Consider the following 13,694-nt stretch of genomic DNA (forward strand, 5'->3'; position numbering starts at 1 on the left):
AATATTTTCTAATATAGCTTCAGTAAATATTTCTAATCCTTTCTATAAAAAAAGATTTGTAGATTTAGAGGTTTAAGTTTAAATTCTATAAAATATCCTTATGAGATACAAAGTTGAACTAGCAAGCTTTTTGCTTTTATGCCTAGACTTTTTAGCATTATTATACGGTGTTAGCACCTTAAGCATAAGCGAGGATGAGGCTAAAATTTTCTTTTCAGACGAGAAAACTGCACTATGGTATTTGTTGCAAAGCTTTGTTTATCTTTTTGGACAAAATGATTTAGCACTAAGAACTCCTATACTTTTGCTTCATTTTTTGTCTTGTATTTTACTTTTTATCTTAGCTTTAAAACTTACAAAAAATAAAAAAGACGCATTTTTTTCTCTGCTTTTATTTGTCTTACTACCTGGAACCGTAGCTAGTGCTCTCATAGTCAATGAAGCCTCTTTGGTTATATTTATATCCTTGCTTATACTTTGTGCTTATGAATATAAACGAAAAATACTTTTTTACATTTTCTTTATACTTGCTCTTTTTATAGATAAGTCTTTTTTGATCTTATTTTTAGCCTTTTTCTTTTTTTCACTTTATAAAAAGGATTATTTGCTTTTTTGGCTATCTTTGCTTTTATTTTCTCTTTCTTTTTCTTTTTATGGTTTTGATACGAGTGGCAGACCTTATGGATTCTTTTTAGATACTTTAGGAATATTTGCTGCGTGTTTTTCTCCCTTAGTTTTTGTGTATTTTTTTTATGTTATTTATAGGTTGTTTTTAAAAGAAGATAAACCTTTGCTCTGGTTTATAATGTCAGTTACTTTTATATTCTGTTCTTTATTGTCAATAAGGCAAAAAGTTTATTTAGATGATTTTCTACCTTTTTGCGTTATTAGCACGCCTTTACTTGTAAGCACTTTTATGTCATCTTATAGGGTTAGACTGCCTAAATTTCGCTTAAAATACAATGTGCTTATACAATGTGCCTTTATATTTTTATTGCTTTTTTATCTGGTGCTTATATTTAATCCCTTGCTTTACTCATATCTTAAAAATCCTAGCAGACATTTTGCATACAATTACCACGGTGCAAAAGAACTAGCACTAGAGCTTAAAAAACACGGTATTTACGCTATAAAAACAAATAAAGCTATGCAGCTTAGGTTAAAATTTTATGGAATTTCGTCTAATTCAAAACTACTGCTACAAAAAAGCACTAAAAGAGGCGATATAGTGCTTTCATTTGGTCCATTAAAAGAATACTACAGGATAAAATATCCATAATGAAAAAAGCATTTTCTATCTTAGAGCTTACCTTTGTTGTATTAATCATCTCACTTATTCTATCTATAGCCAAATTTCAACCAAAAAATGATAATAGAATTTTTCTTGCAGCAGAACAAATCTTAAATGACTTAAACTATGTAAGAAGTATAGCTTTAATGCAAAATTCATTTAGAAATTCAGATTTTATCCTAGCTACAAAAGACGAGTGGTTTAAAGCTAGGTGGCAACTTTATTTTATAAGATCAAAATCAGCTACAAACAACGAACAAACTTACACAATATTTTTAGATAAAAATGGAGACGGTAATGCAAATATAGGAAAAACAAATATAAATCTAGATAGAGAAATAGCACTTAATATACTAAATTCAAATAAACTTATGAATTCTGGTCAAAGCGGGGTTATAAGCAAAGATGATGAAAGAGCATCTAAAAATTTCAACATAGAAAAAAGCTATGGAGTAAATTCCATAAAATTTGTAGGCTCTTGTTCATCATATACTAGAATAATTTTTGATGAAAACGGTAGGCTTTATTCGCCGCTAAGGACATCTAAAAGAAAATTTGATAAGATACTCATTAATAAAGATGAAGACTGTATTATAAAACTAACAAACACAAATTCTCAAAATGTTTGTATAATTATAGACAAATTAAGCGGGTATGCTTATATACCAGAATTTAAAGACGAATTTACACAGCTTATAAAAACTAAATCTTCTTTAAAAACTTGCTCATCGCTATAAATATTATTTTAGTGTGTTACTTTTATTATTAGCACTTAAATTTTTTACGAAACATTTTATGCAAATTATTAACTATACATTTACAAATTTATTAAATTTAAGAAAAAATAAAAGAAAATAAGTTTAAAATGTCAATATTTATTAAAACTTCAAGGAGAAGCGATGCACCCAAGTAATGCATTAAATTACGATTATACGGTTGCTAAATATTTTATGGTCGCTACCATTATATTCGGTATAGTTGGTATGGCTATAGGGACTCTGATAGCGTTTCAAATGGCGTATCCGGATCTTAATTATTTAGCTGGCGAGTATGGCACCTTTTCTAGACTTAGACCTCTTCATACTTCAGGTGTGATTTTTGGTTTTATGCTTTCTGGTATTTGGGCTAGTTGGTATTACATAGGACAAAGAGTTCTAAAGGTTAGTATGGCTGAATCTGGCTTTTTAATGTTTGTTGGAAGACTGCATTTTTGGCTTTATATTTTATTAATGGTTATAGCCGTTGTAACTCTTTTTGCCGGTGTTTCTACTTCAAAAGAATATGCAGAGCTTGAATGGCCTTTAGATATTATAGTTGTTTTAGTTTGGGTTTTATGGGGAGTTAGCATTTTTGGACTCATTGGAATCCGCCGAGAAAAAACACTTTATATATCTATATGGTATTTTATAGCTACTTTTCTTGGTGTTGCTATGCTTTACTTGTTTAACAATATGGCTGTGCCTACAAAATTTGTAAGTGGTATGGGTGATTGGTGGCATAGTGTTTCTATGTATGCTGGGACAAATGATGCACTAGTGCAATGGTGGTATGGACATAATGCGGTTGCATTTGTATTCACGGTTGCAATAATCGCTCAAATTTATTATTTTCTACCAAAAGAAAGCGGTCAGCCTATATTCTCTTACAAACTTTCATTATTCTCATTCTGGGGATTAATGTTTGTTTATCTTTGGGCTGGAGGTCACCACCTTATTTATTCAACCGTTCCTGATTGGATGCAAACTATGGGTTCAGTTTTCTCTGTAGTTCTTATCTTACCTTCTTGGGGTTCTGCTATCAACATACTTCTAACTATGAAAGGGGAATGGGAACAAGTAAGAGAAAGTCCTTTGATTAAATTTATGATACTTGCATCGACTTTTTATATGTTCTCTACATTAGAAGGTCCTATTTTATCTATAAAATCAGTAAATGCCTTGGCTCACTTTACAGATTGGATACCAGGACACGTGCATGATGGAACACTTGGCTGGGTAGGTTTTATGACTATGGCTGCACTATATCATATGACACCTAGAATTTTTAAAAGAGAGCTTTATAGCAAATCCTTAATGGAAGCACAATTTTGGATACAAACTACAGGTATAGTGCTTTATTTTTCATCTATGTGGATAGCAGGTATCACACAAGGTATGATGTGGAGAGCTACTGATGAGTATGGAAATCTTCTATACAGCTTCATAGATACTGTTGATGCTATAATTCCTTATTATTGGATTAGAGCTATAGGTGGCTTACTATATCTTGTAGGTTTCTTTATGTTCACTTATAATATTTATAAATCAGTCGTTGCTGGTAGAAAACTTGACAAAGAACCTAGCAATGCTTCGCCTATGGCAGCTTAAGGAGGAAAAATGTTTAGTTGGTTAGAGAAAAATCCATTCTTTTTTGCTGTGGCGGTTTTTGTAGTCATAGCTTATGCTGGTGTGATAGAAGTTTTGCCTAGCTTTGCTGATAATGCTAGACCTGTTGAAAGCAAAAAACCTTACACAGTTTTGCAACTTGCTGGTCGTCATATATATATACAAGAAAGCTGTAATGCTTGTCATTCGCAGCTAATACGTCCTTTTAAATCAGAAACTGATAGATATGGTATGTATTCTGTAAGTGGCGAATTTGCGTATGATAGACCTTTTCTTTGGGGTTCAAAAAGAACAGGACCTGATTTAGCTCGTGTAGGAAACTATAAAACTCCTGACTGGCACGAGAATCATATGTGGGATCCAACTTCCGTTGTTCCTACCTCTATAATGCCTGCATACAAACATATGTTTAGCAAAAATGCAGATATTGAAACAGCTTATGCTGAAGCTGTAACAGTTAAAAAGGTATTTAGTGTGCCTTACGATATAGAAGGTTCAACTAAGCTTGGATCTTGGGAAGAAGCACAAGCTGATGTAAAGGCTGAAGCAGAAGCTATAGTTTCTCAAATGAAAAATGAGGAAGTAAAAGCTGCTTTTGAAAGAGGCGAGATTAAAGAAATAGTAGCCTTGATAGCTTATTTACAAAGTTTAAAGTAAGAAAATATGGAAAGTATCGCTAAATTTCTGAATTCTATAAGCAGGGAGGAATGGGCTACATTTCAAGGATATGGCTTTTTCTTCCTTGTGCTTTTTTTAGTGATAGTTCTTTATGCTTATTGGTTTCATCTATACAGAAGAGAAAAATTGGGCGAAAGGAATTATGAAAAATATGCCGATTTAGCTCTAAAAGATGATATTAATGATACAGTCTTAGAAAAGAAATAAGGAGAAGAAGCTATGCAATGGCTAAATTTAGAAGATAACATAAATCTTTTATCTTTAATCGGTGCTATTCTCATTATACTTATAACCTTAGTGGTTGTTGGTAGAATGTTTAAGCAGATGAAAGAGAAAAAAGGAGAAGCTGCACTCGCTGATCACGAGTGGGATAATATAAAAGAATACACAAATCCTTTGCCTATTGGCTGGGCTGTGATATTTTTTATAACTATAGTTTGGGCTATTTGGTATTTTTTATGGGGATATCCTTTAAATTCGTATTCACAAATAGGCGAATACAATAAAGAAGTGCAAAACCATAATGCGAAATTCCAAGAGAAATTCCAAAATTTATCTAAAGAAGATATAGTAAAAATGGGGCAGAATTTATTTCTAGTTCAATGCTCTACTTGTCATGGTATAACAGCTGATGGGATAGACGGCAAGGCTCAAAATTTAAATATATGGGGTTCTGAAGAAGGTATAGTAGATGCTCTTAAAAAAGGTTCTAAAGGTATGAACTATCTTATGGGAGAAATGTTACCTGCAACAGAATTAGGTGTAGCTGAAGAAGATATACCAGCGGTTGCTGCATATGTAGCCAAGGAAATATCAGCTATTAAGAAAACAGCTAATGAAAATTTAGTAGCTCGTGGTAAGGAAGTTTTTGCTACTTGTGTAACTTGCCACGGAGAAGATGGCACTGGAGTTATGGATGGTCAAGTTATGGCTCCTGATTTAACAAAATATGGTTCAGCCGATTTTGTAGTGGAAGTATTAAATAAAGGAAAAACAGGTGCTATAGGTGCTATGCCATCTTTTAACAATGGTCTTTTAAATGATATTCAAAAACAAGCTGTTGGAGAATACATAATATCTCTTTCAAGGGGTGAATGATGGAAAATACTAATAGATGCGTCTTTTCTTTATCTGGGGTTACTGGTATGCTAATAGCTACAGTTTTGCTGATAGCTATACTTGTAGGACTTACCATTTGGGGTGTTAAGGCACAAAACGAAGTAATGCAAAACCCTTATACACTAGAAAATGCTTTAGGTATTAAGGAATTTGGATCAAGTAGAGATGAACATGTAATAATAAAGGGTGCAAAATGAGCAAGACTTTAGAATATCTAATATTAGCAGGTTTGATTGTATCGGCTGTAGTTTGTGCTTGGGCAGTTTTAACTGCGAATCATCTTACCATAGGCTAATGAAAGCACTTTTTAAAGGCGGCATTCTTGCTGCCTTTTTGTTTATATCTTTCTCTCAATGCAATGTTATACTAAATGAAAATAATACCCTAAATCCTATGCTTGTTTCAAAGCTTAATGAAATAGGTAGTGAATTGTTGGATAAAACCGGCATTTATGTAGCTTTAGCACTAGGAGATGAAACCAGTTTTGAAGAGATTGAAAAAAAGCAAGATGAGTTAAACAAACCGTATGTATTACTCGCCCTATCAAAAAGCTCACACAAGGTTGATATACTAGCAAGTAAAGAGGCACTAGCTTTCTTTGATAAAGATGAGGTGCTAAACACTTTTATAATACCTATATTAGGTTCTCCAAAAGGAAAAGATATATACAATGCTTCTATGTTAAATGGTTATGCTGAAATAGCTGATCAAATAGCTTCGTATTTTAATATAAAGCTTGAAAGCTCCATAGGAAGTGCAAATAGAGACACCTTAAATTTAATGAGAATTTTAATCTATGGTTTTATATGTTTTGCTATATTATTTTATGTGCAAAGAAAAATAAAAAGGAAAAAAAGTGCAAAGCAAAAATAAAACCTTTTGGCCTTATGGTATATTAATATCTATATTTGCTATAGTTTGTGCTTGTATAGCAACTATAATATTTTCTACAAATTACCCAGTTTATGAAGATGAATTTTATTTTGATAAATATCAGAATGTAAAATATAATTACGAAGAAATAGAAAAAAAACAAGAAAATTTCAGTAAAAATTACACTCTCTCATACGAAAATCCAAAATACAGCTTCAAAGATAAAAAAGATAGACTAGTGTTTATGCCAGAAAACAATATGAATTTTAAACTACTTTGTTTGGTCAATAAATGCACAAATCTTAAACAAGCAAAGATAACCGCTCTTTTAACAAGACCTCACACAAGCGATGAAAATGCCAACTTACAAGCCGTTTTTATAGATGATAATAGCTTTTATGTAGAATTAAAAGATCTTAGCAAAGGCAGATGGCAACTAAAGCTAAAAATAGAATTAGATGATGACAATGTAGGGTTTTTTAACTTTGATTTAAACACACAAAAAACAGATGTCTAAGATAATAATCTTTCCTACAAACAGAAAGGTAAGAGAATACTACCTAAAACTTGAAAACAGCTTGACCTTTGATAAAATACTTTGTGTAGAGGATTTTTTCTTAAATTTACTATACGAACCGTCTAATAAAATAAAAGCTAGTGAATATGAAAGCTCTATTATTATGCATATAGCTTGTGAGAAGACTCACAAAAGCAAAGAGCTTAAAATAAATGAAAATTTTTTTACCTTTTTAAAAAACAAAGAATACCTTTTTTCTTTTTTTAAAGAATTATCGCTAGAAAGAAAAAAGATTTCTGATCTTATGTGTAGGGATTATTACGCACAGTATGATGAGCATTTAGAAATTTTGGACGAGCTTTTAAAAAACTATCTAGCATTGTTAGAGGAAAAAGGATTATACGATGATATATCTCTGCCTCTTTCGTATGATATAGATTATAAATTCTTAGATGCTTATGATGAAATTTGTTTTGAACTTGGTGGATTTTTATCCACTTTTGAACTAGAAGTCTTAGAAAAAATTTCCAAACACAAAAAACTAATAATAAGCTTTGACACGAGCAAATTTAACATATCGTATTTACAAGAGCTTAGTTTTCTTAAAAATTGTGAATTAAAAATTTCATATCATTATGAGGTAGATTTTTTTGATAAAAAAATCCTAATAAAAGAAAAAATAAAAGAAAACAATCTACAAATAAAATGCCAAGCCTTTGAATTTAGAAGCTTACAAGCTGTCTTTGTGCTTGATGAAATATCAAGCTTTATAAAAGACGGTATAGCTGCTAAAAATATAGCTGTTATAACGCCTGATGAAAGTTTTTGCGAATTTTTGAGGCTATATGATTATAACAATACACTTAATTACGCAAGTGGCAAAAACATCAAAGAAACCTTATTTTACAGAAAGTTAAAAACGCTTATACAAGCTCTTGAAGCTGAATTTATCTTTGATGACGATAAGACATATTTTGAAACAAAAAATAAAATTTTTGATATACATAATTCCTCCTTAAAATATCTAAATTTAGAAGAATTTTCATTATTTAAATCTAAATTTAGAGAAAAATTTGAGTATGATTTTTTCGAAAATTTCATAAATAAGCTTTTAGAAGATGAAAATACTGAACTTAAAAATTTCATAGAAATAGAACTTAATCTTATAAGATCCTTTTTGCAAGATGAGCATTTTAAAAAATTGAGCTTAAAAGAGCTTATGCACTTATTTTTAAGTAAAATCTCTAGCATAAATTTAAGCTTACTTGGTGGTTCTGATGTAACCGTTATGGGGATTTTAGAAAGTAGGTCTATGGAATATGAAGCTGTTATTGTGCTTGATTTTAATGATGATTTCATACCCAAAAGAAGCATAAATGAGCTTTTTTTAAATAATGAAATAAGAAGCAAATCTGGTCTAATATCTTATGATAGAAGGGAAAATTTACAAAGATTTTACTATGAAAATTTATTTAAAAAGGCTAAAAAAGTATCTATTTCTTTTGTAGAAAATGAGGAAAAAATAAGGTCGCGTTTTTTAGATGAACTTGGCTTAAAAAGCGAATACGGACAAAAAAATACACAAAGCTACCTAAACGCATTTAAAAAATACGGTGCTTTTCACCCGGATTTAAAACCACTACAAGCACCGATATTAAAGCACAATATCTTTGAAAATCCTTTATCTCATAGTAGGCTTAACTCATTTTTATATCACAAAAGAACTTATTATTACAGATACATAAGAAATTTACAAGAAGCTAGGGCTTTGAATCCAAAAAGCTTAAACACGCAGTTTGGAAATTTTATACACGAAATGCTAAATATTTACTACAGCAAGCAAAAAAATGCTTTTGTTTTAAGTGAATTTTCAAGCTTACTTGACGAAAAAATACAAGATGGTATATGCAAATTAGAGCTTGAATTGTTTAAATTAAAACTCCGCACCTTTGAACTCAATGAAAACAAGCATTTTAGGGAAGGTTTTAAGGTTTTATTTATAGAAAAAGAACTTCAAAAAAGCATATTTTTAAACAAAGACGAAAAAAAATACGAAATAAAATTGCAAGGAAGAATCGATAGAATCGATGCAAACAAAGATGAAAAATGTATAATAGACTATAAAAGCGGAAAAATAGAAAAAGATTCATATCAATTAGCTTTTTATAAAGCCTTGTATGATGAAAACGCTACGGCTTTTTACTATGATTTAAAAGATAGTATGTCTTTTAAAGAGGAGGATAGTAAAAATTTACAAGCACTAAAAGAGCTTTTTTTATCTCTTTTAGATGATATTGACAAAGAAATTTGTTTTGAAAATGAAACAAATAAAAGCTGTCCTTATAAAAGCATATATGAAAAGAATTTAAAATGAAGTCAAATTTTGAAGCCTTTTTGGCTCTTGAAGCTAGTGCTGGAAGTGGAAAAACCTTTGCTTTAAGCCTACGTTTTGTATCTTTGGTTTTAATGGGTGCTAAGATAGATGAAATTCTAGCTATAACCTTTACAAAAAAAGCCGCAAATGAAATGAAAAGAAGGGTTATAGATACATTTTTAAATTTTGATAAACAAGGATTTGAAGCACATTTAAACGAACTTTGCCTGATATTAGGAAAAGAAAAGCAAGAATTATGCTTTTTAAGAGATAAATATAAAGAAAAATTTTTAAGAAGTAAGCTTAAAATTCAAACCTTTGATAGCTTTTTTACGCAAATAGTTAGAGTTTTTGCTTTAAATTTAGGTCTTATGAGTGATTTTAACATCACGCAAGAAGAAGAGGATATAAAAGATATTTTCATAAAAAGACTTGGAAACAAAAAGATAAAAGACTTAGCTAAGCACATAATAAGCACAAACGAAAGCAAAGCATCTTTCTTTGAAAATCTAGATTTTTTATATAAAAATTCCTGCGACTTAAAAAGCTATGATGAAAAAGAAAGCTTGGATATAAAAAACATACAAAATGCTTATGACAAGCTGAAAAACTATGCTTTAGACAAGGTAGAAAATAAAAATTATAAAGCAAATTTTGATATTGATGATGTAAGCAAAAATTTAAAAAAGCTTTGCGAAAAGCCTTTAATAAATGACACCAACAAAAAATATTTTAAAACTGTATTAGAAGATGAAAAATTTATAAATTTAAGAGAAGCTCTTATAAAAGAGATAAATGAATACTGTTTAAAGGTTTATAAAATAAAAATAAACACCTTGCTTAGTTTTTTAGATATTTATTCAAAAACCAAAGATGATATAAACAGGGACAAAAATACATTAAGCTTTAACGATATAAGCACAAAGGCGTTAGAACTCACTCAAAATATAGACAAAGAAATGATATATTTTAGGCTAGATTCTAAAATTTCACACTTGCTTATAGATGAATTTCAAGATACAAATATCTTGCAATACAAAATACTAAAACCTATAATATCAGAGCTTGTTTCCGGCAAGGGTGTGAAAGATTTTAGGAGCTTTTTTTATGTCGGAGATAAAAAGCAAAGCATTTATAAATTTAGAAATACCCAAAAAGAGCTATTTGATCTGTTGCAAAGCGATTTTAAGCAAATCAAAAAACAAATTTTAGACACAAACTACAGAAGCAAACAAGAAATAGTAAGCTTTGTAAATGATGTATTTTCAAAGGCTTATGAGGACTTTGGACAGGATTTTTACCCACAAAAATGTATGGCTGGTTGTGGCGGTTTTGTAAGCGTAATATCAAAGCTTGAACAAGATGATATTGCTATAAAAGATAGCATTTTTGAAGAAATTTTAAAACAAGTGCTTATATTGCAGGAAAAAAATGTAAAACTAAATGAAATTTGCGTATTGTGCTGGAAAAATGAAGATGCTGATGATTTGGTATTTTTTCTAAAAGAAAAAGGAATTCAAGCTTTCACGCAAAGCAATATAGAGCTAGAAAAGAAATCAATAGTTTTTGCCTTGCTTGAATTTGCTAAATACTGTATCTTTGGAGACGAATTTTATGCTGAAGAGCTTAGGGCATTGGGCTTTGAAAATTTTACTAGACTAAAAATAGATATGTCTAAAAGTCCTATGCAGACATTATTTTATTTAGCACAAAAACTAAAACTTGATTTAAGCGATATGTCCTTGCTACAATTCATAGAATACGCCTCATCTAAGGAGAATTTTTTAGAGCTTTTGTTTAATCCTTGTGAGTTAAAAATACAAACCGAACAAAGCTTTGGCATAAGTGTTATGACGGTGCATAAATCAAAAGGCTTAGAATTTAAAACTGTGATACTAATAGATTCTATAAGTAGCGGTAGAAATAAAAATGCGATTTTAGAATACGATATAAAAAAAGGCTTCGAATTAGAATTTAGAAATGACCTTCGAGCCTTTGCAGGAGAGCCAAAATACAAAGCTTTTAGAGAAAAGCACGACTTTTTACAAAGGCTTGATGACCTTAATAAGCTTTATGTAGCTTTTACAAGGGCTTGTGAAAATTTAATCATAATAAAAAGAGAAAGAAAAGATGAAAAAATTCCAAGGGCTTCTCAACTCTTTATATTGCCATTACAAGAAATGCAAAAGGGTGTATTAAACAAAAAAGAAAAAGAGCAAGATTTAAGACAAGAATTTACAAAAGAAGAAGCCTTACAAGCTTTTGTAAAACTACCGACACAAGAAGAAAAGCTTATAAACAAAAACACAAAAGAAACATATTTTGGAATGGCTTTGCACTATGCTTTAGAATTTATAAATTTTTCAAGCAGCGATGATACTTTTATTTATCAGAGATTAAAAAATAAATTTCATCACTATTTAGATGATTTTGCTTTTTATGGCATAAAAAAAAGATGTGAAATGCTAAAAAACGATACCACTTTTAAAGAGCTTTTAAAAGGAAAAAAACTTTTTAGGGAGCAAAAATTTGTCTTTGATAAAGAATTAAGACAGCTAGATTTATTAGCTGTAGATGAAAAAGAGGCTTTTATATTCGACTACAAAAGCTCTAAAAATGAATTAGAAAAAAATTTAGAACAGGTTAATTTTTATAAAAATGCCGTATCATCTTTGCTTCAAGGCAAAACAATAAGAGCTTTTATAGTGTTTTGCCTTGAAAATGAAATAAACATACAAGAGGTATAAAAACTCTCGTATATTCTTATCTTTTAGAGAATTGAGGGCTTCTTCTTGCTTTTCTGCGACCGTATTTTTTACGTTCGACAACTCTACTGTCTCTTGTTAATAAACCTTGAGGTTTCAAGGCTGCTCTAAATTCACTGTCCATACTAGCAAGTGCTTTTGATATACCGTGTCTCAAAGCTTCAGCTTGAGCACTGTATCCACCGCCTAAAGTCTTTGCTCTTATATCCATAAGTCTTTCTTGCTTTGTTACTAAAAGCGGTTGTATGACTTTAAGTTTGATAGCTTCGTGTCCGCCAAGCCAAGTATTTAAGTCCATATCATTTACTATAATCTTGCCTGAACCAGCCTTAAGCCAAACCTTTGCTATAGCTGTTTTTCTTTTTCCTGTTGCGTATATAGTTGTTGCTTTAGCCATATTTATCCTTTTCTAGCTATTTGTGCTGTATGAGGGTGTTCGCTACCTGCATAAACTTTTAATTTTTTTAACATAGCCCTTCCAAGAGTTGTTTTTGGAAGCATACCCCTTAGAGCTAGTTTATATAATTTTGCTGGATTTTTGCTAAGCAAATCACCAAATTTTTCACTTTTTGTGCTACCAAAATAACCTGAATGTCTGTGATAAAGCTTGTCTTCAGCTTTGTTAGCTCCTGTAAAACTTGCCTTAGAAGCATTTATGATGATTACATAATCGCCACAATCGACATTTGAAGTATAATAAGGCTTATTTTTACCTCTTAATATGATAGCTACTTCTGTCAAAAGCCTACCAAAAACTTTACCTTCAGCATCTAAGACTACCCATTCTCTTTGAATTTCACTTGGCTTAACTGTCTTTGTCATACTGTATCCTTTTGCCAAATTTATTGTGTAAATGGGAATTATATTTGTTTTACATTAATATTTGCTTAATTTAAATATTTTTTAAGAAAATAATATTGAAATATACTTAAAAATTTAGAATCTGTTTTTTTTTTTTTTGTAAAAATATATGGTGAAGTATATTTTTATTAAGGACGGTAATGACAGCTTACGTGCATATAGGAAAACACAAAACAGGCACTACTACTATACAAAATTTTATGGCTAAAAATTATGAAATTTTAAAAGAAAAAGGCTTTGTATTTGCTAAAAGTGCTACATTTAATAACCAACATTTACCCTTTGTAAATACTTTAAATTATTTGGCTGATGCTCATGAGGATATTAAATTAAACTATGAGGATAATTGGGTTTTTAAAGCTTTTAAAAAAGAGATAAATGAAAATCCAAATAAAATATTTATCTTTTCATCAGAGGGGTTTTCTCTTCGCTCAAACAGGGAAAAAAGTGTAAAAATTCTAAAAGAAATGCTGAAAAAACTTGGTTTTACAGAGATAAAAATTATAATTTACCTTAGAAATCAAGCTGACTCAATGGTTTCTGTTTCTTCTCAAAACATAAAACATGGACATCATCCTGAATACAAAACACCAGCTAATAATAATAGTAATAATATATTTTTTGATAAAAATATATTTTTTAACTATAAGCAAGCTGTATCAAACTATCTAAACACTTTTGGTAAAGAAAATCTCATAGTAAAACTCTTTGATAAAAATGAATTTTATGAGGGAGATTTGATAAAAGATTTTTTACATATCTTAGGGCTTAAACTAGATGATAGCTTTATACTTCCTCCTAATCAAAACGAAAGTCTTGATTTAATAGGCTT

At 30.2% G+C, this 13,694-nt stretch carries 15 protein-coding genes; 13 read left to right on the forward strand and 2 right to left on the reverse strand.

What is annotated here, in order from left to right; translation table 11 throughout:
• Positions 1-100: 100 nt before the first annotated feature.
• From Q0J35_RS08515 to Q0J35_RS08570, 12 genes are all read left to right on the forward strand, one after another.
• Positions 101-1,279, forward strand: a complete 1,179-nt coding sequence (locus Q0J35_RS08515; protein WP_363315724.1) for a hypothetical protein — start codon at positions 101-103, stop codon at positions 1,277-1,279.
• The gene (locus tag Q0J35_RS08520) at positions 1,279-2,028 is read left to right on the forward strand and encodes a prepilin-type cleavage/methylation domain-containing protein (protein ID WP_297195473.1); all 750 of its coding nucleotides are present in this window, start codon (positions 1,279-1,281) and stop codon (positions 2,026-2,028) included. The genes Q0J35_RS08515 and Q0J35_RS08520 overlap by 1 nt, the downstream gene beginning before the upstream one ends.
• Positions 2,029-2,190: 162 nt before the next feature.
• Positions 2,191-3,657, forward strand: a complete 1,467-nt coding sequence (ccoN, locus tag Q0J35_RS08525; protein ID WP_297195475.1) for a cytochrome-c oxidase, cbb3-type subunit I — start codon at positions 2,191-2,193, stop codon at positions 3,655-3,657.
• Between the two features lie 9 nt (positions 3,658-3,666).
• Positions 3,667-4,332 carry a cytochrome-c oxidase, cbb3-type subunit II gene (gene ccoO / locus Q0J35_RS08530; RefSeq protein ID WP_297195477.1) on the forward strand — a complete coding sequence of 222 codons (666 nt, stop codon included), beginning with the start codon at positions 3,667-3,669 and terminating at the stop codon, positions 4,330-4,332.
• 6 nt (positions 4,333-4,338) lie between these two features.
• Entirely contained in the window at positions 4,339-4,560 is a 222-nt protein-coding gene (locus tag Q0J35_RS08535) for a cytochrome c oxidase, cbb3-type, CcoQ subunit (RefSeq protein ID WP_297195480.1), read from the forward strand.
• A gap of 12 nt (positions 4,561-4,572) precedes the next feature.
• On the forward strand, positions 4,573-5,451 hold the full coding sequence (gene ccoP, locus Q0J35_RS08540) for a cytochrome-c oxidase, cbb3-type subunit III (protein WP_297195482.1): 879 nt from the start codon (positions 4,573-4,575) through the stop codon (positions 5,449-5,451).
• Entirely contained in the window at positions 5,451-5,669 is a 219-nt protein-coding gene (locus Q0J35_RS08545; protein ID WP_297195484.1) for a DUF4006 family protein, read from the forward strand. The genes ccoP and Q0J35_RS08545 overlap by 1 nt, the downstream gene beginning before the upstream one ends.
• Positions 5,666-5,767, forward strand: coding sequence for a hypothetical protein (locus Q0J35_RS08550; RefSeq protein WP_297195486.1), 102 nt, complete (start codon positions 5,666-5,668; stop codon positions 5,765-5,767). Before Q0J35_RS08545 ends, Q0J35_RS08550 begins: the two co-directional genes overlap by 4 nt.
• The gene (locus Q0J35_RS08555) at positions 5,767-6,345 is read left to right on the forward strand and encodes a hypothetical protein (RefSeq protein WP_297195489.1); all 579 of its coding nucleotides are present in this window, start codon (positions 5,767-5,769) and stop codon (positions 6,343-6,345) included. Before Q0J35_RS08550 ends, Q0J35_RS08555 begins: the two co-directional genes overlap by 1 nt.
• Positions 6,329-6,862 (forward strand): FixH family protein, encoded by a 534-nt coding sequence (locus tag Q0J35_RS08560; protein WP_297195491.1) that lies wholly within the window; start codon positions 6,329-6,331, stop codon positions 6,860-6,862. The genes Q0J35_RS08555 and Q0J35_RS08560 overlap by 17 nt, the downstream gene beginning before the upstream one ends.
• On the forward strand, positions 6,855-9,236 hold the full coding sequence (locus tag Q0J35_RS08565) for a PD-(D/E)XK nuclease family protein (RefSeq protein WP_297195493.1): 2,382 nt from the start codon (positions 6,855-6,857) through the stop codon (positions 9,234-9,236). The genes Q0J35_RS08560 and Q0J35_RS08565 overlap by 8 nt, the downstream gene beginning before the upstream one ends.
• On the forward strand, positions 9,233-11,983 hold the full coding sequence (locus Q0J35_RS08570) for a RecB-like helicase (RefSeq protein WP_297195496.1): 2,751 nt from the start codon (positions 9,233-9,235) through the stop codon (positions 11,981-11,983). Before Q0J35_RS08565 ends, Q0J35_RS08570 begins: the two co-directional genes overlap by 4 nt.
• Positions 11,984-11,999: 16 nt before the next feature.
• On the opposite strand, the gene rpsI is transcribed toward Q0J35_RS08570, so the two are convergent.
• Positions 12,000-12,398, reverse strand: coding sequence for a 30S ribosomal protein S9 (gene rpsI, locus Q0J35_RS08575; RefSeq protein WP_297195498.1), 399 nt, complete (start codon positions 12,396-12,398; stop codon positions 12,000-12,002).
• 2 nt (positions 12,399-12,400) lie between these two features.
• Positions 12,401-12,823: a 50S ribosomal protein L13 gene (rplM, locus tag Q0J35_RS08580; protein WP_297195500.1), complete on the reverse strand. Its 423-nt coding sequence runs from the start codon at positions 12,821-12,823 to the stop codon at positions 12,401-12,403.
• A gap of 179 nt (positions 12,824-13,002) precedes the next feature.
• On the opposite strand from rplM, the gene Q0J35_RS08585 reads away from it, so the two are divergent.
• The coding region (locus Q0J35_RS08585; protein ID WP_297195502.1) for a sulfotransferase domain-containing protein at positions 13,003-13,694 on the forward strand (692 nt) is incomplete at its 3' end.

The organism is uncultured Campylobacter sp. (assembly GCF_944323605.1).
In the GTDB taxonomy this organism is placed as follows: domain Bacteria; phylum Campylobacterota; class Campylobacteria; order Campylobacterales; family Campylobacteraceae; genus Campylobacter_D.